Origin of the sequence: Streptomyces sp. NPDC127098 (assembly GCF_042722465.1) — a bacterium.
In the GTDB taxonomy this organism is placed as follows: Bacteria; Actinomycetota; Actinomycetes; order Streptomycetales; family Streptomycetaceae; genus Streptomyces; species Streptomyces millisiae.
The window spans coordinates 1-23,976 of the sequence record NZ_JBHXFJ010000072.1 but is presented as its reverse complement, the minus strand read 5'-3'; the positions used below and the strand labels follow the sequence as shown (position 1 = coordinate 23,976).

The 23,976-nt window shown below is 73.2% G+C and carries 20 protein-coding genes and 2 pseudogenes; 18 read left to right on the top strand and 4 right to left on the bottom strand.

Translation table 11 applies throughout. The features are described 5' to 3' along the window. Positions 1-8 precede the first annotated feature (8 nt). Positions 9-1,334: a CapA family protein gene (locus ACFWI8_RS31160; RefSeq protein WP_387098417.1), complete on the bottom strand. Its 1,326-nt coding sequence runs from the start codon at positions 1,332-1,334 to the stop codon at positions 9-11. Continuing rightward, positions 1,331-3,202 (bottom strand): CocE/NonD family hydrolase, encoded by a 1,872-nt coding sequence (locus tag ACFWI8_RS31155; RefSeq protein ID WP_387098415.1) that lies wholly within the window; start codon positions 3,200-3,202, stop codon positions 1,331-1,333. Before ACFWI8_RS31155 ends, ACFWI8_RS31160 begins: the two co-directional genes overlap by 4 nt. 114 nt (positions 3,203-3,316) lie before the next feature. Between ACFWI8_RS31155 and ACFWI8_RS31150 the strand changes: the two genes are divergently transcribed. After that, complete coding sequence (locus tag ACFWI8_RS31150; protein ID WP_387098413.1) at positions 3,317-4,384, top strand: DUF5937 family protein; 1,068 nt, start codon at positions 3,317-3,319, stop codon at positions 4,382-4,384. A gap of 40 nt (positions 4,385-4,424) precedes the next feature. On the opposite strand, the gene prcB is transcribed toward ACFWI8_RS31150, so the two are convergent. Next, entirely contained in the window at positions 4,425-5,270 is an 846-nt protein-coding gene (prcB, locus tag ACFWI8_RS31145; protein WP_387098411.1) for a proteasome subunit beta, read from the bottom strand. Positions 5,271-5,414: 144 nt separating this feature from the next. Between prcB and ACFWI8_RS31140 the strand changes: the two genes are divergently transcribed. From ACFWI8_RS31140 to ACFWI8_RS31080, 13 genes and pseudogenes are all read left to right on the top strand, one after another. Next, positions 5,415-5,948 carry a GNAT family N-acetyltransferase gene (locus tag ACFWI8_RS31140; protein ID WP_387098409.1) on the top strand — a complete coding sequence of 178 codons (534 nt, stop codon included), beginning with the start codon at positions 5,415-5,417 and terminating at the stop codon, positions 5,946-5,948. Positions 5,949-6,129: 181 nt separating this feature from the next. Next, positions 6,130-7,914, top strand: coding sequence for a 3-hydroxyacyl-CoA dehydrogenase family protein (locus ACFWI8_RS31135; RefSeq protein WP_387098407.1), 1,785 nt, complete (start codon positions 6,130-6,132; stop codon positions 7,912-7,914). A gap of 33 nt (positions 7,915-7,947) precedes the next feature. Then, the gene (locus ACFWI8_RS31130) at positions 7,948-8,724 is read left to right on the top strand and encodes a TetR family transcriptional regulator (protein ID WP_387098405.1); all 777 of its coding nucleotides are present in this window, start codon (positions 7,948-7,950) and stop codon (positions 8,722-8,724) included. Between the two features lie 258 nt (positions 8,725-8,982). Continuing rightward, positions 8,983-10,356 (top strand): crotonyl-CoA carboxylase/reductase, encoded by a 1,374-nt coding sequence (ccrA, locus tag ACFWI8_RS31125; RefSeq protein WP_387098403.1) that lies wholly within the window; start codon positions 8,983-8,985, stop codon positions 10,354-10,356. A gap of 1 nt (position 10,357) precedes the next feature. Further along, on the top strand, positions 10,358-12,361 hold the full coding sequence (locus ACFWI8_RS31120; protein ID WP_387098401.1) for a protein meaA: 2,004 nt from the start codon (positions 10,358-10,360) through the stop codon (positions 12,359-12,361). Next, complete coding sequence (locus ACFWI8_RS31115; protein ID WP_387098399.1) at positions 12,358-13,302, top strand: HpcH/HpaI aldolase/citrate lyase family protein; 945 nt, start codon at positions 12,358-12,360, stop codon at positions 13,300-13,302. Before ACFWI8_RS31120 ends, ACFWI8_RS31115 begins: the two co-directional genes overlap by 4 nt. Before the next feature lie 52 nt (positions 13,303-13,354). After that, a pseudogene (locus tag ACFWI8_RS31110) lies at positions 13,355-13,831 on the top strand (MaoC family dehydratase); the annotation flags it as partial. A 1-nt stretch (position 13,832) separates the two neighbouring features. Beyond that, the gene (locus ACFWI8_RS31105) at positions 13,833-15,041 is read left to right on the top strand and encodes an acyl-CoA dehydrogenase family protein (RefSeq protein ID WP_387098397.1); all 1,209 of its coding nucleotides are present in this window, start codon (positions 13,833-13,835) and stop codon (positions 15,039-15,041) included. A gap of 182 nt (positions 15,042-15,223) precedes the next feature. Next, entirely contained in the window at positions 15,224-15,871 is a 648-nt protein-coding gene (locus ACFWI8_RS31100; RefSeq protein WP_387098395.1) for a phosphatidylserine decarboxylase, read from the top strand. 85 nt (positions 15,872-15,956) lie between these two features. Continuing rightward, on the top strand, positions 15,957-16,727 hold the full coding sequence (gene pssA, locus ACFWI8_RS31095; protein WP_311600088.1) for a CDP-diacylglycerol--serine O-phosphatidyltransferase: 771 nt from the start codon (positions 15,957-15,959) through the stop codon (positions 16,725-16,727). A 129-nt stretch (positions 16,728-16,856) separates the two neighbouring features. Further along, positions 16,857-17,501: an MBL fold metallo-hydrolase gene (locus ACFWI8_RS31090; protein ID WP_387098393.1), complete on the top strand. Its 645-nt coding sequence runs from the start codon at positions 16,857-16,859 to the stop codon at positions 17,499-17,501. Positions 17,502-17,563: 62 nt separating this feature from the next. Continuing rightward, positions 17,564-18,364, top strand: coding sequence for an exodeoxyribonuclease III (locus tag ACFWI8_RS31085; protein ID WP_387098391.1), 801 nt, complete (start codon positions 17,564-17,566; stop codon positions 18,362-18,364). 82 nt (positions 18,365-18,446) lie between these two features. Then, positions 18,447-18,872, top strand: coding sequence for a DUF6278 family protein (locus tag ACFWI8_RS31080; protein ID WP_387098389.1), 426 nt, complete (start codon positions 18,447-18,449; stop codon positions 18,870-18,872). Positions 18,873-18,882: 10 nt separating this feature from the next. On the opposite strand, the gene ACFWI8_RS31075 is transcribed toward ACFWI8_RS31080, so the two are convergent. Next, positions 18,883-19,647 (bottom strand): GntR family transcriptional regulator, encoded by a 765-nt coding sequence (locus ACFWI8_RS31075; protein ID WP_387098387.1) that lies wholly within the window; start codon positions 19,645-19,647, stop codon positions 18,883-18,885. A gap of 112 nt (positions 19,648-19,759) precedes the next feature. On the opposite strand from ACFWI8_RS31075, the pseudogene ACFWI8_RS31070 reads away from it, so the two are divergent. The 4 genes and pseudogenes from ACFWI8_RS31070 (at position 19,760) to ACFWI8_RS31055 (ending at position 23,335) form a co-directional block, all read left to right on the top strand. Further along, positions 19,760-20,445: pseudogene (locus ACFWI8_RS31070) on the top strand (nitrilase-related carbon-nitrogen hydrolase). After that, complete coding sequence (locus ACFWI8_RS31065) at positions 20,442-21,794, top strand: aspartate aminotransferase family protein (protein WP_387098385.1); 1,353 nt, start codon at positions 20,442-20,444, stop codon at positions 21,792-21,794. Before ACFWI8_RS31070 ends, ACFWI8_RS31065 begins: the two are co-directional and overlap by 4 nt. 80 nt (positions 21,795-21,874) lie before the next feature. Continuing rightward, entirely contained in the window at positions 21,875-22,756 is an 882-nt protein-coding gene (locus tag ACFWI8_RS31060; RefSeq protein ID WP_387098383.1) for a nitroreductase/quinone reductase family protein, read from the top strand. 36 nt (positions 22,757-22,792) lie between these two features. Further along, on the top strand, positions 22,793-23,335 hold the full coding sequence (locus tag ACFWI8_RS31055; RefSeq protein ID WP_387098381.1) for a MarR family winged helix-turn-helix transcriptional regulator: 543 nt from the start codon (positions 22,793-22,795) through the stop codon (positions 23,333-23,335). Positions 23,336-23,976 lie beyond the last annotated feature (641 nt).

Below are 23,976 nucleotides of genomic sequence, written 5' to 3'. Positions count from 1 at the left end.
GGTCGTGTTCACAGGTCGACGCGGATGGTGCCTTGACCCTGGTCAAGGAGGATTTCGGTACCGTACGCCCGCGACAGCGTGCGGAGCCGGTCGAGGATGCGATGGGCTGCGGTGACGTCCGCCACCTGCGGCGTTCCCCGGTCGGAATGGTGCGGGGTGTCGAAGGTGAGCGTTGTCGGGAGCAGGGTGATGTCGAGCGCGCCGGGGCGGGTGAAGGAGAGCGTGACCGCGACGCTTTCGAACCAGATCCGTTCGGCGAAGGCCCCTTTGACGCGTTTCTGTTCGAGCATCTCGCTCGCGGTGTGCCGCACGGGGTCGAGGCCGGTACGCCGCCAGGCTTCCCGGGTCAGCGGGAACTGGCGGTTCTGCATGAAGACGAAATTCCCGAGGGAGTAGAAGATCGGCCGGTTCCGGTACACCTCGATGCCCCGCAGCTGGTGCGGGCCGTGGCCGAGGACGACGTCGGCGCCCTCGTCGACGGCCGCGCGCGCGAGCTCGGGCAGGAAGGGCGGGGGTTCGGCGCTGTGGTTGCCCGGTTCGTGGGTGTGCAGGGCGACCACGGCGAGGTCGGCGCTCTGCTTGGCCTGCCGCACGCTGGTGCGCAGGGCGGCGACGTCCTCCTCCTCGACCCGCCAGTGGGGTCCGGTGCGGCCCCCGGTGGCCGCGGAGGAGACGAACGCGGTTCCGCCGAGGGTCACGGAGCCGTCCCGCGCGTCGGCCCGTCGCGCCGCGTGGTGCAGGGAGGCGGGCGGGAGGCGGTCGCGGATCGCGGCCATGGCCCGGAGCTCGGCGGGCTCGACGGCGAACCACTTCCTGGTACGCAGGCCGTTGATGCCGGGGCGCGCGGGCACGATCCCGAACGGGTCGCTGGCCAGGGACATGGCCTGGTAGCGGGTCGCCGCCGAGACGAGCGCGACCCGTCCGTGGCGGGTGGAGAGGTACCGCGGGGCGCGCGCGGCGGTGAGGGACTCGCCGGCGCCGGCGTGGACGAGCCCGGCCGCGTCGAGGACGGCGCTGGTGGAGCGCAGGCCGGCCACGCCCCAGTCGGTGGCGTGGTTGTTCGCGCGGGAGACCATGTCGATGCCCATGGCTCGGACGTCCGCTCCGCCGCGGACCGAGGTGACCAGCCACGATCCCCCGGGCTCGGCCTCCGGCCAGCCGTCGAAGCGGTCGAAGTCGATCGCGGTCGTCTCGAAGTTCCCGATGGTGACGTCGGCGCCGCGCAGGGTGTCGAGGAGGCGGGGCGCCGACGCTTCGAGGCGGGGGGTCAGGACGTCGTCGTCGAGGACGAGGTCGCCGACCGCGGCGAGGGTGATTCCGGTGGGGACGCTCATGCCGGCTCCCCTTCCAGGACGTGCAGCGTGACGGTGGACCGTCCGTCGACAAAGACGCGGTTGGTCGCGACCACCTGACGGCGGTCGGTGGTCTCGGCCGCACCGGTGCCGGAGTTGACGTCGAAGCGGGGGAAGTTGCTGGAGGCGATGTCGACGCGGATCCGGTGGCCGCGGGCGAAGAGGTTGGCGGTGTCGGGGGCCTCGACGGTCACCTCGTAGACCCGCCCGGGTTCGAGCGGTGCCGGCGTCTCGAACGAGTCCCGATAGCGGCACCGCAGGATGCCGTCGGTCAGGTTCATGGCGAAGCCGGCCGGGTAGTCGGCGTTCGGCGGGTGGACGTCGATCAGCTTCACCGTGAAGTCGGTGTCGACGGCGCTCGATGAGACCGTGAGCCGGGCGACGACGGGGCCGGCCACCACGAGGTCGTGGTCCAGCGGGGCGGTCTGGAAGGTGAGCACGTCGGGGCGGGAGTCGAGCGGCAGCCGGGACCCGCCGAGGGAGAACGTCCGGTCGTCGGGGCGCTGGTCGAAGGCCCCGCCCACCATCACCGGTTCGCCCGAGGTCACCTGTCCGCCGATGGTCGGCACCGGATCGCGCGGGTCGTGGTCGTACTCCAGGTACCCGGTGAGCCCCCGGGGGTCAGGCGTGAGCTCCCCGCCAGCGGTGAGGTGGAGCTCGGTGGGGCGCGCGCCCTCGGGCGGCCAGGTCGAGCTGACCAGCCAACGGCCGCCGTGGTCGAGGCGTCCCTCGGCGGTGCGCCGGCCGGAGCCGCCGCCCATCAGGAAGTAGCGGACGGCCGGGTCGCTCGTCGGCGTCGGGGAGAGCTGGGCGTCGAACCAGTCCGCCCGGAACTCGACGTAGTCGGCCGCCAGGTTGCCGTCCAGGGTGGCCGCGGGGCCGAAGTCGACGTCCCCTGCGCAGGGGACGCTGCGCCTGCCGTGCGTCCAGGGCCCCAGAACCAGGTAGGCCGGGCTGCTCTTGCGGGCGCCGAGTTCGTGGAAGTTCTCGACCGCGGTCCGTATGTAGGGGTCGTACCAGCTGGAGATGTGCAGGCTCGGCACGTCGGGGAAGCGGTCGAAGTGCCCGCGCCCGTAGATGCCGAGCTGCCGCCAGTAGGGCCCGAAGGGACCGTGCTCCCACTGCTCGAACAGGTAGTCCTCGTACTCCGGGGCGTGCCGCAGCGGCGAGTGCCCGCGCCGCCAGGGCAGCTGCCCGAACCACTCCTCGATCGACTCGCCGTCGAGCGCGGCGCGCCGCACCGGGTCGGCCAGCGTCCGCGCGCTGGTCTTCGCCCGGGCGAAGGCCCAGGTGGCCTGCTTGAGCTCGAAGGCCCCGCCCAGCCGGACGCCGGTCTCGTAGGCGCTGGCGAAGCCACCGGAGTCGAGGAACATCGCCGCCAGGGACGGCGCCCCGAGCGAGGCGAGCGCGGTCTGCGTGTGTGCCGCGTAGGAGACCCCCATGGTGGCCACCCGGCCGTCGCACCACGGTTGGGCCGCGATCCACTCGACCGTGTCGTAGCCGTCCTCGGCCTCGCCGAGGTACTTGACGAACTCACCTCCGGAGTCGCCCCGGCCGCGGCAGTCCTGCCGGACCACGTGGTAGCCGCGCGCCACGAAGCGCCGGCACACCGCCTCCGGCGGGGGCGGGTTCCAGGACTCGAAGGCCCCGTCCGAGCCGCGCGGCTTCCGGCGGCCGTAGGGCGTGCGCTCCAGCAGCACCGGCCGCGGGCCCGGCTCTGGCTCGGCGGCGTAGACGTCCGCGACGAGCGCCACCCCGTCCCGCATCGGCACCGAGACCACCCGGCGCCATCCCGACCCCGGCTCCGGGACGGCCTGCCAGCCGCCGTCACTCCCCGGCCTCTCGACCACGTCCACTCCCTCGCGTCGTGCTGTCCGCTGATGAGCCGGGACTGTAGGTCGCGGTCGGTGCCGTATGCCCGATTGTTACCGCGAGGACGTCAACTGTTCGATTACAGTCGTCGGGTGCCGGTGCTGCTTGATCTGAGGGGCGCGAAGAGCTCGGACGTGGCCGTCGGAACGTCGCCGATCTCCGAGCTCCAGGCCTGCCTGCACGCGCTGGCCGAGCCCGACCACCACCTGGAGTCCCGGTCGTGGCTGACGAGGACCGACGAGTCGCTGCCCCGCGAACTGCGACACCGGCTGACGTGGTTCGCGCCGCTCTGGGCACGCCGTCGCTGCCGCCTCCTGCTGCCCCTCGGCCCGCCACTCGACGTGGATCTCCAGACGGAGATCGGCCGGGTGTCGAAACTCCGCCAGGACGATTTCGTCGAGGCCGCCGCCTACTCGATCCAGGGCGGCTCCTTCGCTCCCCGGTCCGCCGTCACCAGGCCCGACGAGTTCATCGCGGCCTGCGAGGCCCGCTCGTTCTCACGCGGCGAACTGGCGAGATCGCTGATCGATGACCCGGAGGCGTTCCGGTGCGATCTGGTGCGGACGCTGGAGGACTCGGGGGAGGAGTTCTTCGCCAGGGAGTGGGAGCGCGTTCGCACCCGGCTGCGCGACGAGGTCGAGCAGACCCGGTCCAGGCTCCGCGCGCTGCCGCTCGCGGAGCTGCTCTCCTCGGTGAGCCCGGCCGCGCGGCCGGTACAGGACGGCAGGGGCGTGCGCTTCGACAAGCTGCAGGACCTGACCGTCCCACTCCGCGGGAACCACGTCTTCCTCGTGCCCACCGTGCACGGCCGCCCCCATCTCGTCATCCGGGGCGAACCGGGATTCCCCGTGGTGCTGCACTACCCGGTGGCCTGGCGCGGCCAGCCCCCGTCCATCGAGGAGGTGCGCCAGCGGTTGACGATCCTCTCGGACCCGACCCGCCTGGGTCTGTGTCGCCACATGGTCAACGAGGCGATCACCACCTCGGACCTGGCTCGCCGCACCAACTTGACGCGACCGCAGGTGTCGAGGCATCTCGCGAAGCTCCGCGCCGCCGGACTCCTGACGTCGGAGAAGAGCGGAAGGTACGTCTACCACCGGGTCGACGTGCGGCAGCTCCTGGGGATCGGCGTGGAGCTGCTCCGCGTGATCGTTCGTTGATCCGCCGCGAGCGACGTGACGGCCCGTTCCTTCCCGACCGTCAGAGCGGTGGCGCGATCGGCCCGTCCGGGCGCTCGCGGCGCTGGTCGAGCACGGCGCGGGCCAGCTCGGCGACGCGGTCCTGCGGCAGTCGGCGGTAGCCGTCCTCGGTGATGAGCGCGACGCTCGGGAAGAGCTCGCGGGTCAGGTCGGGGCCGCCGGTGGCGGTGTCCTCATCGGCCGCGTCGTAGAGCGCCTGGACGACGGCGGTGACGATCTCGTCCTCGCTCATGCCCTCGCGGTGCAGCTTCTTGAGGGAGCCGCGCGCGAACGGCGATCCCGAGCCGGTGAAGGCGAAGCCGAACTCCTCGCTGTGGCCACCGGTGATGTCGAAGGAGAAGATCCGGCCACGACGGGCGGCCAGGTCGTAGCCGGCGAAGAGCGGTACGGCGGCGAAGCCCTGCATGGCCATGCCGAGGTTGTCGCGGATCATGGAGGTCAGCCGGTTGACCTTGCCGACCAGGGAGAGCGGGACGCCCTCGACCTTCTCGTAGTGTTCGAGCTCCAGTTGGAAGAGCCGGACCATGTCGATGGAGAGGCCGACCGTGCCGGAGATGCCGACGGCGGAGAACTCGTCGGCGGGGAAGACCTTCTCGCCCTCCCGGTGGGCGATCAGGTTGCCGGCGGTGAACCGGCGGTCGCCGGCGAGGAGCACGCCGTCCGCGTAGGTGGCCGCGACGATGGTGGTGCCGTGCCGCACCTCGGCCGCCGCGCGCCCGGTCGGGGTCTCGGGCAGCGGTGGCAGCACCCCGGGCGAGTGCTCCTTGAGGAAGTCGAGGAACGACGAGGAACCGGGCGTCAGGAACGCGGCGGGCAGCGGTCCCTGCCCCGGGACATCAGCGGACATCCGTTTCCCCTCTCCTCCCGTGGCCCCCACACGGACCACAGCTCGGACGGACGCTGCCCATCGTAGGCGCACCTCATGTGCGTGATCACCTTCCGAACCGAAAACGTCGCGCCGGCGGAGTGGCGTCGAACTACGCTGCGGGGCATGGGCATATCGGTCAGGGGGCTCGAGCCGGCGGACGCCGAGGCGGCCGGGCTCGCCAGGGTCGAGGGGTGGCGGCACGCCTATCGAGGGCTCGTGCCGCGGGAGTTCCTGGACGGGATGGACGCGGCGCGGTGGGCGGCCGGGCTGCGGGCCGGTCTGGCGAAGGAGCCGCCGGGCGTCTCCCACCTGGTGGCGGAGGTCGAAGGGCACGGCGTGGTCGGCTGGGCCTGCCTGGGCCCCTACCGGCCCAACCCGCAGGTGGACGGGACGGCCGGGGGCGAGGGCTGGGGTGAGCTCTACGCCGTATACGTGCGGCCGGAGTTCATGGGTGCCGGGGTGGGACGGGCCCTGCTCGGCGCCGCGCTTGACGGTCTCGCGGCGCTCGGGCACGCGCGGGTGCGGCTGTGGGTGTTGGCGGGCAACGCCGGGGCGCGCGGCTTCTACGAGCGGCACGGGTTCGCGCCGGACGGGGCCGCGGCCACGTTCGAGATCTCCGGGGCCGTGGTCGACGAGGTCAGGTACGCCCGCGGGTGAACGAGTCCCGGTCACGGGGGTGGCGGCGGGTGACCCCGGCTCGGTAGGCTGCTCATCAGAGCGCCTTGTGGCTCATGCGATGCGACGGTGACGCGGTCGCGAACCTCTTCGGCGGGCCCCCGGGACAGGGGCCGGCCGACCGACAGTTCGCCCCTGCCCGGTCGTCACCCTGGAGTTCGCCATGGACCAGCGCACCGCCGCCTCGGCCACCCTCCTCTCCCCCACCCCCGCCCCGCCGGCCCTCAGGACCGTCGCCGTGGTGGGGCTCGGCACCCTCGGCGCCGGCCTCGCCGAGGCCCTCGTCAGGTCGGGGCGGCGGGTGGTCGGCGTGGACGTCGACCCGGCCGCCGCCGGCCGCGCGCTCGCCGCCTCCGCCGGGCTCACCGGCCCCGGCCGCCTCACCACGCACGCCGAGCTCACCGCGGCCGCCGAGGCCGACCTGGTGGTCGAGGCGGTGCCCGAGGACTTCTCCCTCAAGCGCGCCGTGCTGAAGGACCTCGACGACGTCGTCCGGCCCACCGCCGTGCTGGCCACCACCACGGACGCGCTGCCGGTCACCCGGCTCGCGGCCGAGACCGCGCGGCCCGGCCGGGTCGTGGGGCTGCACTTCTTCCACCCGGTGCGCGCGATGCGCCTGGTCGAGGTGGTCTCGTCGGTGCTCACCGCGCCCGAGGCGCTGGCCGCCGTCGCCGCGCTCGTCACCGACCTCGGCAAGGAGCCGCTGCCGGCCGGCGACCGTCCTGGGCTGGTGGCGGACGGGCTGCTGTTCGGCTACCTCAACCAGGCGGCCGCGATGTACGAGTCGCGCTACGCGACCCGCGAGGACATCGACGCGGCGATGCGCCTGGGCTGCGGGCTGCCGATGGGGCCGCTCGCGCTGCTCGACCTGATCGGCCTGGACACGGCGCGCGCCGTGCTCGACGCGCTCCACCACCGCACCGGGCACCGGCCGTACGCGCCGGCGCCGATCCTGGGGCAGCTCGTCGAGGCGGGGATGACGGGACGTAAGGCGGGCCGCGGGTTCTACACCTACCGCGCGCCGCACGACGGCGCGGCGGTGCCGGACGAGCTGACCCCGACCGGCGGTGCGCGGCTCGGCGAGCCGCGCCAGGTGGCGGCCGTGGGCGTGGTCGGCTCGGGCACCATGGCCGCCGGGATCGCCGAGGTGTTCGCCGGGGCGGGGCTGCCGGTGACGCTGGTGGGGCGCGACGCGGGGCGCGCGGCCACCGCGCGGGACCGGATCGCGGGATCCCTGGAGCGCAGGGTGCGCAAGGGCAGGATCACGGCGGCCGAGCGGGACGCCGCGCTGGCCCGGGTCCGGCCGGCCGGGTCGCTCGCGGCACTGGCCGGCGCCGACCTGGTGATCGAGGCGGTGGCCGAGGAGTTGACCGTGAAGCGGCGGCTGTTCGCGGCCCTCGACGCCACGTGCCGGCCGGGGGCCGTGCTGGCGACCACCACCTCGTCGCTGCCGGTGATCGCCTGCGCCCGGGCCACCTCCCGGCCCGCGGACGTCGTCGGCATGCACTTCTTCAACCCGGCACCGGCGATGCGCCTGGTGGAGGTGGTGCGCACCGTCCTGACCGGCGGCGCGGCGCACGCCACCGCGCACGCCGTCTGCGCCGCAATCGGCCGGCACCCGGTGGACTGCCGCGACCGCGCCGGCTTCGTCGTCAACGCCCTGCTCTTCCCCTATCTCAACGACGCGGTGCGGATGGTGGAGGAGCACTACGCGACGCCGGCCGCGATCGACACCGCGATGCGTCTCGGCGCCGGCTACCCGATGGGCCCCTTCGAACTGCTCGACGTCGTTGGCCTGGACGTGGCGCTCGCCATCCAGCGGACGCTGCACCGCGAGTTCGGCGAGCCGACGCACGAGCCGGCGGGGCTGCTGAGCCAGCTGGTGGCCGCCGGCTGGCTGGGGCGGAAGTCGGGTCGCGGCTTCCACTCCTACGGCTCCGCCGGCTGACGGCGTGGAACGCGGAAGCGTCGCGAGTGACGGATGGAGTACGTTCGCCTCATGGCCCAGCCCGTGAAGTCCGTCCGTCCCCAGGTTTCCCACCAGCGGCTCAAGGTGCGCCGACAACTCGCCGCCGCCGCGATGGAGCTGTTCGCGAGCAAGGGGTACGAGGCCACCACGGTGGACGAGATCGCCGCCGCGGCCGGGGTCGCCCGCCGGACGTTCTTCCGCCACTTCCGGTCGAAGGAGGAGGCGATCTTCCCCGACCACGACGACACGCTGGAGCGCGCCAAGGCCGTGCTGGACGCGGCGCCCGCGCACGAGAACCCGATCGACACGGTGTGCCGCGGCATCAAGGAGGTCATGAAGATGTACGCGGCGGCGCCCGCCGTGTCGGTGCAGCGCTACCGGCTGACCCGCGAGGTGCCGGCGCTGCGCGAGCGGGAGATCGCCTCGGTGGCCCGCTACGAGCGCCTCTTCACCCGCTACCTGCTCGGGCAGTTCGACGAGAACTCACACAACGGCGACGAGCCGCTGCTCGCCGAGGTGGCGGCGGCCGCCGTGGTGACCGCCCACAACCACGTGCTGCGGCGCTGGCTGCGCCGGGACGGCGAGGGCGACGTGGAGGCCGAGCTCGACCACGCGTTCGCGATCGTGCGCCGGACCTTCGCCTCGCTGCCGGTGATCGCCGCCACCGCCTCGCCCCCGGCCGCCTTCGCGTCGACGAGGGGCGAGGTGCTGGTGACGGTGGCGCGCACCGACGCACCGCTGAGCGAGGTCATGCGCACCATCGAACAGGCGCTGACCGACAGGTCGTAGTCCGCTTCCCCGAAACCCTCTCCGCTCGTATGCGCGAGGGGTGATGACAAATGAGCGGAATTATTGGCACGCAGTGCCTTGCAGGGCGGCACCGGGTGCCATACGGTACGAGCATCCGGGCGCTGTCCCACGCACTCGCGGGCGCCCGTCACCCCGCGCCACCGCGCGAGCCGCACGCCACGCGTTCACCGTTCACATGCACACGGTTCAAGCGCTCAGCCAACTGTCGTGACCCCCGCCTGCCCTCGGAGGCAGCCCGTGAAGGAGATCCTCGCGGCGATCGCCGCGCTCGACGATTCGGCCGCCGGCGAAGCGGACTTCGCCGCACTGCCGCTCCCCGAGTCCTACCGCGCCATCACCGTGCACCGCGACGAGACCGCGATGTTCGACGGCCTGCCGAGCCTGGCCAGGGACCCGCGCGCCTCCCTGCACCTGGACGAGGTGCCGGTGCCCCCGCTCGGCCCCGGCGAGGCCCTGGTCGCCGTGATGGCCAGCTCGGTCAACTACAACTCGGTGTGGACCTCGATCTTCGAGCCCGTCCCCACCTTCGCCTTCCTGCGGCGGTACGGCCGGCTCTCGCCGCTCGCCGCCCGCCACGACCTGCCCTACCACGTCATCGGCTCCGACCTGGCCGGCGTCGTGCTGCGCGTCGGCGAGGGCGTCAACGCCTGGCGCCCCGGCGACGAGGTGGTCGCGCACTGCCTCTCCGTCGAACTCGAATCGGCCGAAGGACACGACGACACCATGCTCGACCCCCAGCAGCGCATCTGGGGCTTCGAGACCAACTTCGGCGGCCTCGCCGAACTCTCGCTGGTCAAGGCCAACCAGCTGATGCCCAAGCCCCGCCACCTCAGCTGGGAGGAGGCGGCCGCGCCGGGTCTGGTCAACTCCACCGCCTACCGCCAACTGGTCTCCCGCAACGGCGCCGCCATGAAGCAGGGCGACAACGTGCTGATCTGGGGCGCGAGCGGCGGCCTCGGCTCCTACGCCACCCAGCTGGTGCTGGCCGGCGGCGCCACCCCGGTGTGCGTCGTCTCCAGCCCCGAGAAGGCGGAGCTCTGCCGCCGGATGGGGGCCACCGCCGTCATCGACCGCGGCGCCGAGGGCTACCGCTTCTGGCGCGACGAGCACACCCAGGACCCGCGCGAGTGGCGGCGGTTCGGGGCCAGGATCCGCGAACTCACCGGCGGCGAGGACGTCGACATCGTCCTCGAACACCCGGGTCGCGAGACGTTCGGCGCCAGCGTGTACGTCACCCGCCGCGGCGGCACCGTCGTCACCTGCGCCTCCACCACCGGCTACCAACACGCCTACGACAACCGCTACCTGTGGATGAGCCTCAAGCGGGTCGTCGGCTCGCACTTCGCCAACTACCGCGAGGCGTGGGAGGCCAACCGCCTGGTCGCCAAGGGCCGGGTCCACCCCACCCTCTCCCGGGTCTACCCGCTGGCCGAGACCGGCCAGGCCGCCCACGAGGTGCACGCCAACCGCCACCAGGGCAAGGTCGGAATCCTCGCGCTCGCCCCCGCCGAGGGCCTCGGCGTCCGCGACCGCGAACTGCGCGAGCGCCACCTGACCGCCATCAACCGGTTCCGCGCACCGGCCCCCCAACCCGTCGGCGGCGGAGCCTGAGATGGCGAGACGCGACCGCCCCTGGCTGATGCGCACCTACGCGGGACACTCCACGGCACGGACCTCCAACGAGCTCTACCGCCGCAACCTCGGCAAGGGCCAGACCGGCCTGTCCGTCGCCTTCGACCTGCCGACCCAGACCGGCCACGACCCGGACCACGTGCTGGCCCGCGGCGAGGTCGGCCGGGTCGGCGTCCCGGTCGCCCATCTCGGCGCCATGCGGGAGCTGTTCGACGGCATCCCGCTGGAGCGCGCCAACACCTCGATGACCATCAACGCCACCGCCATGTGGCTGCTCGCCCTCTACCGCGTCGTCGCCGAGGAGCAGGGCGCAGACCCCACGCTGCTGCGCGGCACCACGCAGAACGACATCGTCAAGGAGTACCTGGCCCGCGGCACCTACGTCTTCCCGCCGGGCCCCTCGCTCCGGCTGACCACCGACACCATCACCTACGCGGTCAGCCACCTGCCCCGCTGGAACCCGGTCAACATCTGCGGCTACCACCTCCAGGAGGCCGGCGCCACGCCGGTGCAGGAGATCGCCTACACCATGACCAGCGCGATCGCCGTCCTCGACGCGGTGCGCGACTCGGGGCGGATCAGCCCGGGGCGGTTCGGCGACGTCGTCGGGCGGATGTCGTTCTTCGTCAACGCCGGCGTCCGCTTCGTCGAGGAGATGTGCAAGATGCGGGCGTTCGGGGACGTCTGGGACCGGATCACCCGCGAGCGCTACGGCGTCACGGACCCGGCCCAGCGCCGCTTCCGCTACGGCGTGCAGGTCAACTCGCTCGGTCTCACCGCGGCGCAGCCGGAGAACAACGTGCAGCGCGTCGTGTTGGAGATGCTGGCCGTCACGCTCTCCCGGGACGCCCGTGCCCGCGCCGTCCAGCTCCCGGCGTGGAACGAGGCGTTGGGGCTGCCGCGCCCCTGGGACCAGCAGTGGTCGCTGCGGATCCAGCAGGTGCTCGCGGAGGAGAGCGACCTGCTGGAGTACGAGGACCTGTTCACCGGCAGCCACGTCGTGCGGGCCAGGACCCAGGCGCTGGCCGCCGAGGCGTGGGCGGAGATCGGCCGGGTGCAGGAGATGGGCGGCGCGCTGGCGGCCGTCGCCTCCGGCTACCTCAAGGAGCGACTCGTCGAGTCGCACGCCCGCCGCCGGGCCCGGGTGGAGAGCGGCGAGGAGCGGATCGTCGGCGTCAACTGCTACCCCGAGACCGAGCCGAGCCCGCTGACCGCCGACCCGGACGCCGCCGTGCTGACCGTGGACCCGGCGGCCGAGGGCCCGGTAATCGAGGAGGTGGAACGCTGGCGCGGCCGACGCGACGCGGCGGCGGCCCGCCGGGCGCTCGACGCGCTACGGCGCACCGCGGGGACCGGGGAGAACCTGATGTTCCCCACCCTGGACTGCGCCCGCGCCGGGGTGACCACCGGGGAGTGGGCGGACGCGCTGCGGGAGGTGTTCGGCGAGTACCGCGCGCCCACCGGGGTGAGCGGCGCCGCGCCGACCGGCGCGGCGCCCGACCCGGCGCTCGCCGCGGTCCGGCGGGCCGCGGCCGGGACGGCGCGCGAGCTCGGCGTCGGCCGGCTGCGGCTGCTGGTCGGCAAGCCGGGACTCGACGGCCACAGCAACGGCGCCGAGCAGATCGCGGTCCGGGCCAGGGACGCCGGCTTCGAGGTGGTCTACCAGGGCATCAGGCTCACCCCGGCGCAGCTGGTGGCGGCGGCGGTGGAGGAGGACGTGCACTGCGTGGGCCTGTCCATCCTGTCGGGATCGCACGCCGCGCTGGTGCCCGACGTCCTGGAGCGGCTGCGGGCGGCCGGCGCCGGCGAGCTGCCGGTCGTCGTCGGCGGCATCATCCCGGCCGGCGACGCGGCGGCGCTGCGGGCGGCGGGGGTGGCCGCGGTGTTCACCCCCAAGGACTTCGGCATCACCGCGATCATCGGCCGTATCGTCGACGAGATCCGTCTCGCGCACCGTCTCGACCCCCTGGAGGCCCTGTCATGATCCGCCCACGCCGCTCCTGCCTGGCCGTCCCCGGCAGCAACCCGCGGTTCCTTGAGAAGGCCCAACAGCTCCCCGCCGACCAGGTGTTCCTCGACCTGGAGGACGCCTGCGCGCCGCTGGCCAAGGAGGGCGCCAGGCACGCGATCGTCAAGGCACTCAACGAGGGCGACTGGGGCGGGAAGACGCGGGTCGTGCGGGTCAACGACTGGTCGACCGAGTGGACCTACCGCGACGTGATCACGGTGGTCGAGGGCGCGGGCGCCAACCTGGACTGCCTGATGCTGCCCAAGGTCCAGGACGCCGAGCAGGTACGGGCGTTGGACCTGCTGCTGACGCAGATCGAGCGGACGACGGGGCTGCCGGTGGGCGGGATCGGCATCGAGGCGCAGATCGAGGACGCCAGGGGACTGGTCAACGTCGACGCCATCGCGGCGTCCTCGCCCCGCCTGGAGACGCTGGTCTTCGGCCCGGCGGACTTCATGGCCTCGATCAACATGAAGTCGCTGGTGGTCGGCGAGCAGCCGCCGGGCTACCCGGCCGACGCCTACCACTACATCCTGATGCGGATCCTGATGGCCGCCCGCGCCCACGGCCTTCAGGCCATCGACGGGCCCTACCTGCAGATCAGGGACGTCGAGGCGTTCCGGGAGGTGGCCGGCCGGGCCGCGGCGCTCGGCTACGACGGCAAGTGGGTGCTGCACCCGGGACAGATCGAGGCGGCCAACGAGATCTTCTCGCCGACCCAGGACGATTACGACCACGCCGAACTCATCCTGGACGCGTACGCCTACCACACGTCGGCGGCCGGCGGCGCGAAGGGCTCGGCGATGCTGGGCGACGAGATGATCGACGAGGCCAGCCGCAAGATGGCCCGCGTCATCGCCACCAAGGGCCGCGCCGCGGGCCTCACCCGCACCAGTTCCTTCACTCCCCCGGCCTGAGCCGGGACCCAACCGCCCACCCGACCACCCCGCCCGATCAACCGCCCGGGAGGACACCGTGCGATTCGGCCGCATCTTCGAGGAGTTCAGCGTGGGGGACGTGTACAGGCACTGGCCGGGCAAGACCATCACGGAGTACGACGACCACCTGTTCTGCCTGCTCACCATGAACCACCACCCGCTGCACCTCGACGCCGAGTACGCCGCGCGGGAGACGGAGTTCGGGCGGAACGTGGTGGTGGGGAACTACGTGTACTCGCTGCTGCTCGGCATGTCGGTGCCGGACGTGTCCGGGAAGGCCATCGCCAACCTGGAGGTGGAGTCGCTGCGGCACACCGCGCCGACGTTCCACGGCGACACCGTCTACGGCGAGACCGCCGTGCTGGCCAAGCGGGCCTCGACGTCCAAGCCGGACCGGGGCGTGGTGACCGTGGAGACCCGCGGCCACAACCAGGACGGCACGCTGGTCTGCGTGTTCCGCCGCAAGGTGCTGGTGCCCACGGCCGAGCGGCGGGACGGGGAGCGCTGAGATGCGGCGACTGGCGAGCACGGAGGGGCTCACCGAGGTCCAGCGGGAGATCGTCGAAACGGTACGGCGCTTCGTCGACAAGGAGATACTTCCGGTCGCCGGCGAGCTCGAACGCCGCGACGAGTACCCGGAGCGGATCGTCGCGGGGCTGCGGGAGTTGGGCCTCTTCGGGCTGACCATCCCCGAGGAGTACGGCGGGCTCGGCGAGTCGCTGCTGACGTACGCGCTGTGCGTGGAGGAGCTCTCCCGCGGCTGGATGAGCGTCTCCGGCATCGTCAACACCCATTTCATCGTGGCGCACCTGCTCGTCCACCACGGCACCGCGGAGCAGCGGGGCCACTTCCTGCCACGGATGGCGACCGGCGAGGTGCGCGGCGCGTTCTCGATGTCGGAACCGGGCCTCGGCTCCGACGTCTCCGCGATCGCCACCCGGGGCGTGCGCGCCGCGGACGGCGGATTCCGGTTGAGTGGGCAGAAGATGTGGCTGACCAACGGCGGCTCGTCGCATCTCGTGGCGGTGTTGTGCCGGACGGACGAGGGACTTCCGGCCGACACGCCGCCGCACCGCTCGATGACGACGTTCCTCGTCGAGAAGGAACCCGGATTCGGCCTGATCAGGCCCGGGCTCACCATTCCCGGCAAGATCGACAAGATGGGCTACAAGGGGGTGGACACCACCGAAATGGTCCTGGAGGAACTGCCCGTCCCCGCCGATCGGGTGCTCGGCGGGACGACCGGCCGAGGTTTTTACCAAATGATGGACGGAGTCGAGGTCGGCCGGGTGAACGTGGCCGCCCGGGGCTGCGGCGTGGCCCTGCGCGCCTTCGAACTCGGCATCTCCTACGCGCAGCGGCGCAGGGCTTTCGGCCGGCCCATCGCCGAGCACCAGGCGATCCAGTTCCGGCTGGCCGAGATGGCGGTCCGGGTGGAGGCCGCGCACGGCCTGATGGTGCGGGCCGCGCGCGCCAAGGACGCGGGCCGGCGCAACGATCTGGAGGCCGGCATGGCGAAGTACCTGGCCGCCGAGTACTGCAAGGAAGTGGTGGAGGACTCGTTCCGCATTCACGGCGGCTACGGATTCTCGAAGGAGTTCGAGATCGAGCGGCTCTACCGGGAGGCGCCGATGCTGCTCATCGGCGAGGGAACCGCGGAAATCCAGAAGATGATCATCGGTCGGCGACTGCTTGAGGAATACCGACTGCCGGGCTGAAATGCGGCGATTGCCCGAGCTCGGACGGGGGGCGGCGCGCGGCGGCCGGCCCCCGATCGGCCCGCTGGCTTGCCGAGTTACCGTCCGGGACCTATAGCATCGAGACACGCGCACCGCTTCGGGGCCCTCTCCGCGCGAGCGGAGGTGCACCGGTGCAATGTTCCCCGCTACGAAGGTCTCCCATGCCTTACCGCTCTTCCCTTTCCCCCGGCGGCCGGATCCGACTGGCGCGCGGCGCCTCACCATGGCTGCTCCCCACCATGGCCGCGGCCGCCGTCACCCTGGTGAAGGCCCGCCGATCCGGAGCCTGGGCCGCCGCGGCCGTCCCGACCACGGCCCTGGCCGCCGGGATGCTGTGGTTCTTCCGCGACCCGGAGCGGGAGCTCGGGGAGGGCAGGGTGCTCTCGCCCGCCGACGGGGTGGTGCAGAGCATCATGCCGTGGCCCGACGGGCGGACGCGCGTGGCGATCTTCATGAGCCCGTTGAACGTGCACGTCAACCGCGCCCCGGTGGCCGGTACCGTGGCCTCCGTCGAGCACATCCCCGGCGGGTACGTCCCCGCGTTCGACAAGGAGAGCGAGAACAACGAGCGCGTCGTGTGGCGCTTCGACAGCGAGCTGGGCGACCTGGAGATGGTGCAGATCGCCGGCGCGGTGGCGCGGCGGATCGTGCCGTACGTGCCGCAGGGCTGCAAGGTCGAGCAGGGCGACCGGGTCGGCCTGATCCGGTTCGGCTCACGGGTGGACGTCTACCTCCCGGAGGGCGTCGAGCCCGCCGTCGAGGTCGGCCAGCACACCACCGCGGGAGTGACACGCCTTGACCGTGACTGAGCGATCGACCTCGGATACCAGGGCCCCGGCGGCGTCCTGGGTGGCGGACGACGACGACGCGGAGGTCGACGATCTTCCGCTGTCGATGCGTCTCTCGATAGCGGACACCCTGACGCTGTCGAACGCCACCTGCGGCTTCCTCGCCGTCTACTTCACGACCACCGGTGTGCTGATCCCGCACCTCACCAACAGCGGGGACGCCGGTGTGGTGCGGAACAACGCGGCGACCGCGGTGCTGCTGATGCTGCTGGCCTCGGTCTTCGACCTGTTCGACGGCCTGGTGGCCCGGAAGCTGCGGGCCTCGCCGATGGGCGCCGAGCTGGACAACCTGTCGGACCTGATCAGCTTCGGTCTTGCCCCGGCCTACTTCGTGCTGGTCTGGGGAATGGTCGTCGGCGACGTCCACGAGCCGCTGTCGGCGCTGGCGGCCACCGTGGTGTTGCTCGCCGTGGTGCTGCGGCTCGCGAGATTCTCGTGCGTGACGATGCCCGACGGCGTCTTCCAGGGCATGCCGAGCCCCTTCGGCGCGCTCACCGTGGTCTCGATCGTGCTGCTCGAGCTGCCGTTCACGCCGACGCTGCTGGCGATCCTCGGCGTGGCCTGGCTGATGGTGAGCCGCGTGGAGTACCCCAAGCCGCGCGGCACGCTCGCCATCGCCATGCTCTCGTGGATCGTGCTGTCCATGGCCCTGCTGACCGCCTGGGCCTTCGACGCGCCCGGCGGCCTGCTGCTGCTCCAGACCGGCTGCTCGCTCCAGCTGGTGCTCGGCGCGGTCATCCCGCTGTTCGCCATGGCCCGCCGGGTGTACGCGTTCCGCGACAACCGGCGCGAGGCCAGGGCGGGCGCCGAGTCCTGACGGGCGCCGTCCGTCCCCCCGCCCGGTGGCGGCCCGCGAGGGCCGGCCGCCGGGCGGTTCCGCGTTCCGGGAGCTCCGGCCCGGGGCCTTCGTCGGCCGCTGTCGGTGGCGCGTAGCAGAATGGCCGGCATGGAGCTCACCAAGAAGGGCCACTCCTGCGTCCGCCTCACGCGGGAGGGCCGCACGCTGGTCATCGACCCCGGCGCGTTCAGCGAGGAGGACGCGGCCCTCGGCGCCGACGCCCTGCTCGTCACCCACGAGCACCCCGACCACTTCGACGAGGGCCGGCTGCGCGCCGCCCTGGAGGCCTCCCCCGCCACCGAGCTCTGGACGCTGCGCAGCGTCGCCGAGCAGCTGTCCGCGGCGTTCCCCGGCCGGGTGCACACGGTGGGCCACGGCGACACCTTCGAGGCGGCCGGCTTCGAGGTCGAGGTGCACGGCGAGCTGCACGCGGTGATCCACCCGGACATCCCGCGCATCACCAACATCGGCTTCCTGGTCGGCGGCGCGCTCTTCCACCCGGGGGACGCGCTGACCGTGCCCGAGCGCCCGGTGCACACCCTGCTGCTGCCGGTGCAGGCCCCGTGGAACAAGCTCTCCGAGGTCGTGGACTACGTGCGCGAGGTCCGCCCGGAGCGGGCCTTCGCCGTCCACGACGCGCTGCTCACCGACCTGGCCCTCCCGGTGTACGCCCGCAACCTGAGCCCTCAGGGCGCGGGGATCGCCCCCACCGAGTACGCGAGGCTGGCCCCCGGCGAGTCGGCGGCCGTCTGAGCCGTCGCCGCCCCGCCCCGTCCCGTCACCGCCGACCAGAGAGCAGAGCCGAGAGAGCCGCCATGCGCATCGCCACCTGGAACATCAACTCCGTCACCGTCAGGACCGACCGGCTGCTGGCCTGGCTGGAGCGCAGCGGCACCGACGTGCTCTGCCTCCAGGAGCTGAAGTGCGAGGCCGGCGCCTTCCCGGCCGAGCGGCTGCGGGAGGCGGGCTACGAGGCGGCCGTGCACGCCGGCGGCCGGTGGAACGGGGTGGCGGTGCTCTCCCGCGTCGGCCTCGACGAGGTGACCAGCGGGCTGCCCGGCGGACCCGAGTACGACGGGGTGGCCGAGCCGCGCGCGGTGGCGGCCACCTGCGGCGGGGTCCGGGTGTGGTCGGTCTACGTGCCCAACGGCCGCGAGGTCGGGCACGCGCACTTCGACTACAAGCTGAGCTGGCTGAAGGCCCTTCGGGAGGCGGTCGCGGAGGACGCGGCGGGCCCCCGACCGTTCGCGGTGCTCGGCGACTTCAACGTGGCCCCGGAGGACGCCGACGTGTGGGACCGCTCGGTCTTCGAGGGGAGCACCCATGTCACCGAGGCGGAGCGGGCGGCGCTGGCCGCGCTGCGCGAGGCCGGCCTCTCCGACGTGCTGCCGCGCCCGCTGAAGTACGAGCGGGCGTTCACCTATTGGGACTATCGGCAGCTGGGTTTCCCGAAGAACCGGGGGATGCGGATCGACCTGGTCTACGCCAACGCGCCGTTCACCGGTCTGGTCACCGACGCCTACGCGGATCGCGAGGAGCGTAAGGGGAAGGGCGCCTCCGACCACGCCCCGGTCGTGGTCGACCTCGACCTGGAGCCCACCTCCCCCGGCGTGTGAGGCGGTTCGCAAACCGAATCTGTGAACAACTGATGACATCTCTGGGTGGCCTGGCGGGCCGACGTGGTGGGACCCTGGACACATGAACATCCCTTTCCTGGACAACTGGCGCAAGCAGCCCACCGCCACGCCGACGGGCTCCTGGGCGGATCCCGAGGGAGTGGCCCAGCTGTTGTCCGAGTGCGAGCTGCTGCGGGCCCGCGCGCAGCGTGCCGGGGTGGTGCTGAGCGACACGCCGAGGTCGCTCGAGGCCCTCGACCAGTTGCTCCCGGGATGGCGGGACGACCCCGAGGAGCTGCCCTGGCTGGCCAACGACGTCGGCCTGTTCCTCGGCACGGTGATCGTGCGCACGGTGCCCGGCGCGGCCTGGGCCCCAGGGCCTGGCGGCCGGCCGGTGGTGGTGACGGCCTCGGGCCGCGAGGTGGACGTGGTGGCCACGGCCGAGGAGTGGGCGGACACCGGCGCCCCCGAGCTGTCACAGGCCTACGCGGAGGCCGCCGAGTCGTAGACACCGACCCCTAGGCGAACGCGATGTCGTACGCCAGGCGCCAGCGGTCGCCGAGCACCACGGTGTCCGAGGTCTCCACCGGCCGGTCGTCCGCGTCGTAGTGGGTGCGCTCCACGGCGGTGACGCACTGCCCGGGGGCGCAGCCGAGTACCTCCGCCTCCGGGCTGGTGGCCGGCCGGGAGCCGACGATCTCGCGCGCGTGCACGACCCGGATGCCGATGGCCGCGAACCGGCCGCGCACCCCACGGCGGGCGTACGGGCCGCGCTCCGGGTAGGCCACGTCGGTGCCCTCGGTCAGCGCCAACGGCTCCCAGCTGGTGGCGAGTTGGAGGGGGCGGCGGTCGGCCAGGTACTCGTAGCGGGTGCACATCACCCGCGCGCCGGGCGGCAGTTCGAGCCGGGCCGCGATGTCGGGCGGCGCGGTGGTGGCGGTGGAGACGGCTTCCCAGGCCAGGTCGGGCGTGCCGCCCGCCGCCGCGTCGCCCAGCACGCTGACCCGGGCGGCGAGCGGCGAGTCGACGGCCGCCGTGCTCCGCACCAGGGCCCCGATCGGCACCCGGTCGCTGACGAACACCCCGCGGCCGAACTGTCCGCTGGCGTACCCCGCGGCCTTCAGCACCCGCACGGCCCGGTCGACGGTCTGGTCGCTGGCCGCGTAGGCCCGCTTGAGCTCGGCGCGGGAGGGGATCCGGTCCCCCACGGCGAGCTCGCCCTCGTCGATCCGCCGGCGCAGATCGTCGGCGATCCGCTGGTACACCGGCCGGCTGTCGCCCATCCCCGGGACTCCTTCCGCTGCGCTACGTGGCTGAGTGGCTACCCGCCTCGCTAGGCTACGTCACACCGGGTCAGAGAACCTTACTCATGGTGAGTGACGACGGGAGCGGCCGATGGCGGACGTGGTGCGGGCGGCGCTGCTACAGGCGAGTTGGGCCGGCGACGGCGAGTCGGTGATCGCCAAGCACGAGGAGCACGCCAGGCGGGCGGCACGGAAGGGCGCCGTGATCATGGGTTCCAGGAGGTGTTCAACGCCCCCTACTTCTGTCAGGTCCAGGAACGCGAGCACTACCGCTGGGCGGAGCCGGTGCCCGAGGGGCCCACGGTGCGGCGGATGCGGGAGTTGGCCAGGGAGACGGGCATGGTGCTCGTGGTGCCGGTCTTCGAGACCGCGGTGGGCCGGATCGGCGTCACCATCTGCTACGACCGGCACTTCCCCGAGGGCTGGCGCGAGTTGGGCCTGGCGGGCGCGCAGCTGGTCTACAACCCGTCGGCGACCTCGCGCGGTCTGTCGGCGCACCTGTGGCGTCTCGAACAGCCGGCCGCCACGGTGGCCAACGGGTACTTCGTCGCGGCGATCAACCGGGTGGGCCGCGAGCCCTACGGCGACGACGACTTCTACGGCACGAGCTACTTCGCCGACCCGCGCGGCCAGTTGGTGCGCGCGGCGGCCAGCGACAGCGAGGAGGAACTCGTGGTCCGCGACCTGGACTTCGGGCTGATCGAGGAGGTGCGCCAGCAATGGGCCTTCTACCGGGACCGGCGCCCGGACGCGTACCGGGGGCTGGTGCGGCCATGAGCGAGCCGACCACCACGACCACCGCCGTCCACCCGGCGCTGCTCGACCGGCACCGGGCGGTGCTGCCGGACTGGCTCGCGCTCTACTACCGGCGGCCGATCGAGTTGACGCACGGCGCGGGCCGGCACGTCTGGGACGCCGAGGGCAACCGCTACCTGGACTTCTTCGGCGGCATCCTCACCACCATGACCGCCCACGCGCTGCCCGAGGTGGCCGACGCGTTGGCCGAGCAGGCCGCCCGGATGCTGCACAGCTCGACGCTCTACCTCAACCGGCCGATGGTCGAGTTGGCCGAGCGGATCGCGGCGCTCTCCGGGATCCCGGATGCCCGGGTCTTCTTCACCACCTCGGGCACCGAGGCCAACGACACGGCGCTGCTGCTGGCCACCGCGTTCCGCCGCTCCAACCAGGTGCTGGCGATGCGCAACGGCTACCACGGCCGGTCGTTCTCGGCGGTCGGGGTCACGGGCAACTCCGGTTGGGCACCGACCAGTCTCTCGCCGCTGCGCACGCTCTACGTGCACGGCGGGGTGCGCACCCGTGGCCCGTTCGCCGAGCTCGACGACGCGGGGTTCGTCGCGGCCTGCGTGGCGGACCTGCGCGATCTGCTCGCCCAGACCAGGGGCGGGGTGGCCGCGTTGATCGCCGAGCCGGTGCAGGGGGTGGGCGGCTTCACCTCGGGCCCCGACGAGCTGCTGGCGGCGTTCCGCGAGGTGCTGGACGAGCACGGCGTCCTGTGGATCAGCGACGAGGTGCAGACCGGCTGGGGGCGGACCGGGGACCACTTCTGGGGCTGGCAGGCGCACGGTGCGAGCGGCCCGCCCGACCTGCTGACCTTCGCCAAGGGCATCGGCAACGGCATGTCGATCGGCGGCGTGGTGGCCAGGGCCGAGGTGATGAACTGCCTGGACGCCAGCTCGATCTCCACCTTCGGCGGCAGCCCGGTCACGATGAGCGCCGGCCTCGCCAACCTGGGGTATCTGCTGGAGCACGACCTGCCGGGCAACGCGCGGCGGGTGGGCGGCCTGCTGATCGAGCGGCTGCGGGCGGCGACCGCCGGTCTCTCGGTGGTGCGCGAGGTGCGCGGCCGGGGGCTGATGATCGGCGTCGAGCTCGTCGTGCCCGGCACGGACGAGCCGTCGCCCGAGGCGGCGGCGCTGGCGCTCGAGGCGGCCAGGGAGGGCGGGGTGCTGATCGGCAGGGGCGGCCCGCCGGGCGCCGGGGTGCTGCGGATCGCCCCTCCCCTGTCGTTGACCGTGGCCGAGGCCGAGCAGGGCGTCGAGGTGCTGGCCCGGGCGCTGGCCGCCGTCGAGTCCCGGCTGCGGGGCGGCCCCGGGGGCCGCGATTGACCGTGCGCGAACGTTGACACGACTCCGACCTCCCCTGGTAGCTTTGTTTTGAAACCAAAACAGCCAGGGGAGGTCGAGCCATGGGCTTCAACGATCAGGTCATCATGGAATTCCGCGCCAACAACGGCCGGGTGGGCGGCAGGTTCGAGGGCGCGGACCTCGTGCTGCTGACCACCGCGGGGCGCAGGACCGGCCGCCCGCACACCACCCCGACGGTCTACCGGCGGGACGGCGACCGGCTGCTCGTCTTCGGCTCCAACGCCGGCGCCCCGACGCACCCGCACTGGTACCTCAACCTGCTGGCCAGCCCCCAGGTGACCGTCGAGATCGGCACCGAGGCGGGCCGGGTCCAGCCCTTCGCGGCGCGGGCCGAGCCACTTCCGGACGCCGAGCGCGACCGCGAGTGGGCGACCCAGTGCTCGCTCGCCCCCGGCTTCCGCGACTACCAGGAGCGCACCACCCGCACCATCCCGGTCGTCGCGCTGCACCCGCTCGACCTGGCGGGCGACCCGGAGCGCGGCCGGCTCATCGCCCGGCAGCTGCTGTCCCTGCACGACGGGATGCGTGACCAACTCCGGGCCGCCCGCGCCGAGTTCGAGGCCGCCCTGACCGGCGGGCCGACGGCCGCCGAGCCGCGCCCCGCCCGGCCGGTGATCGAGCAGCTGCACCGCACCTGCCTCACGTTCTGCCACGGGCTCCAGCTCCACCACACGAGGGAGGACGGCGCGTTCACCGCCTTCGAACGCCAGTACCCGGCGCTGCGGCCGGCCCTCGACCGGCTGCGGGCCGAGCACGAGGTGGTGGCCCGCTCGCTGGCGGCGCTCGACACGCTGCTCTCCGCGGGGCTGCCCGGCGACCGCGGGGAACTGGCCGCACTCCGCGCGGAGTTCGAGCGGGTGGCGGCCGGCCTCGAAGAGCACTTCGCCTACGAGGAGGAGCAACTGCTCGCCGCCGTCGGGTAGCGTTGGCCGCCCCAGCGAGATCATCGGGGGTGCGGCATGTCAGCGCGGCGGGAGCGTGACGACGCGGAGCCGGAGTCCGGCCTGAGCCCGGACGAGGCGGTCCGCGCCATGCTGCTGCTGATGCCCCGGGTGGCCGCCCGGCTCAAGCGCGTCCCGCTCCCCGAGCCGCTGCGCTCCTTCCACCTCGCGCCGCGGCACCTCTCGCTGCTCGGGCTGCTGCTCTTCGACGGCCCGATGCAGGTCGGCCAGCTCGCCACGCGTCTGGAGGTCGCGCCCACCACGGTCAGCCTGATGGTGAGCGACCTCAGCAGGCAGGGCGTCCTGGAGCGGCACGCCGACCCGGCGGACCGGCGGCGCACCATCGTGACCATCACCCACGAGCCGGAGACCCGCCGGGCCATCGAGGACTGGCTCGCCAACGGCGCGGTGGCCTGGCGCTCGGCCTTCGAACCGCTGACCCCCGCGGAGCGGGCGCTCTTCGTCCGCACGATGGAGACGTACGAGCGGCGCACCAGCGGTGCGCCTGCCGGCGGCCAGGCCGCCCCGGCGGCGGAGACCGGCTCGCCAACGGCGGAGTAGCCCGTTCCGCCCGGCGGGCGGGCGGCAGTATGGGCGGCGTGCGGCCCGATGCCTGGCCGGCAGCCCGGCCGACGACGGGTCCCGGCACAGCCGCCGCCCATGGCTGAGGGCTCACACGGCTGACGCCGGGCACTGAGTCTGGCCGCCAGCTCGGCCGTGGTGGGCCTCCGGCACCTCGTGTGCCGGCGCCGCCGGTGGGCGGGCCGGGCGTGCGCCGGTGTCTGGCCTCGGCCAGGCCGTGCCGTGGTGGGCCTCAGGACCGCCATCGGCCTGCCGGGGCCGGCCCTCGTCTGCTGGCTGCGCCTGCGGCACAGCCGCGCAGCGCCCTCGCGCCCCGCCAGGCAAGGGCGCTGCCTCGACGGGCCGGGGGCCCACACGTCCGACGCCGGGCGCTGAGTCTCGCCGGGCGACTCAGTCGGCGCCAGGCCCTGGCGAAGAGCCCGCGGCTGGCGCCAGCCCCTGGCACGCCGACGCCCGCCCTTCGCCGCTGACGCCCAGCGCGAAACCAGATACCTGGCCGGCAGTTCGGCCGACGACGACCCCTGGCACAGCCGTCCCCCTTGGCCAGCGGCCCACCCAGCTGACGCCCGGCGCTGAGTCTGGCCGGCGAAGCCAGCCCCCGGCCGAGGGCCGCGCGGCGC

Excerpts from the sequence above, each read along its gene's own strand:
- ACFWI8_RS31160 (WP_387098417.1), bottom strand. The coding sequence starts at position 1,334 with ATGAGCGTCCCCACCGGAATCACCCTCGCCGCGGTCGGCGACCTCGTC.
- prcB (WP_387098411.1), bottom strand. The coding sequence starts at position 5,270 with ATGTCCGCTGATGTCCCGGGGCAGGGACCGCTGCCCGCCGCGTTCCTG.
- ACFWI8_RS31140 (WP_387098409.1), top strand. The coding sequence starts at position 5,415 with ATGGGCATATCGGTCAGGGGGCTCGAGCCGGCGGACGCCGAGGCGGCC.
- ACFWI8_RS31135 (WP_387098407.1), top strand. The coding sequence starts at position 6,130 with ATGGACCAGCGCACCGCCGCCTCGGCCACCCTCCTCTCCCCCACCCCC.
- ACFWI8_RS31130 (WP_387098405.1), top strand. The coding sequence starts at position 7,948 with ATGGAGTACGTTCGCCTCATGGCCCAGCCCGTGAAGTCCGTCCGTCCC.
- ACFWI8_RS31120 (WP_387098401.1), top strand. The coding sequence starts at position 10,358 with ATGGCGAGACGCGACCGCCCCTGGCTGATGCGCACCTACGCGGGACAC.
- ACFWI8_RS31115 (WP_387098399.1), top strand. The coding sequence starts at position 12,358 with ATGATCCGCCCACGCCGCTCCTGCCTGGCCGTCCCCGGCAGCAACCCG.
- ACFWI8_RS31105 (WP_387098397.1), top strand. The coding sequence starts at position 13,833 with ATGCGGCGACTGGCGAGCACGGAGGGGCTCACCGAGGTCCAGCGGGAG.
- ACFWI8_RS31100 (WP_387098395.1), top strand. The coding sequence starts at position 15,224 with ATGCCTTACCGCTCTTCCCTTTCCCCCGGCGGCCGGATCCGACTGGCG.
- pssA (WP_311600088.1), top strand. The coding sequence starts at position 15,957 with ATGCGTCTCTCGATAGCGGACACCCTGACGCTGTCGAACGCCACCTGC.
- ACFWI8_RS31090 (WP_387098393.1), top strand. The coding sequence starts at position 16,857 with ATGGAGCTCACCAAGAAGGGCCACTCCTGCGTCCGCCTCACGCGGGAG.
- ACFWI8_RS31085 (WP_387098391.1), top strand. The coding sequence starts at position 17,564 with ATGCGCATCGCCACCTGGAACATCAACTCCGTCACCGTCAGGACCGAC.
- ACFWI8_RS31080 (WP_387098389.1), top strand. The coding sequence starts at position 18,447 with ATGAACATCCCTTTCCTGGACAACTGGCGCAAGCAGCCCACCGCCACG.
- ACFWI8_RS31075 (WP_387098387.1), bottom strand. The coding sequence starts at position 19,647 with ATGGGCGACAGCCGGCCGGTGTACCAGCGGATCGCCGACGATCTGCGC.
- ACFWI8_RS31065 (WP_387098385.1), top strand. The coding sequence starts at position 20,442 with ATGAGCGAGCCGACCACCACGACCACCGCCGTCCACCCGGCGCTGCTC.
- ACFWI8_RS31060 (WP_387098383.1), top strand. The coding sequence starts at position 21,875 with ATGGGCTTCAACGATCAGGTCATCATGGAATTCCGCGCCAACAACGGC.
- ACFWI8_RS31055 (WP_387098381.1), top strand. The coding sequence starts at position 22,793 with ATGTCAGCGCGGCGGGAGCGTGACGACGCGGAGCCGGAGTCCGGCCTG.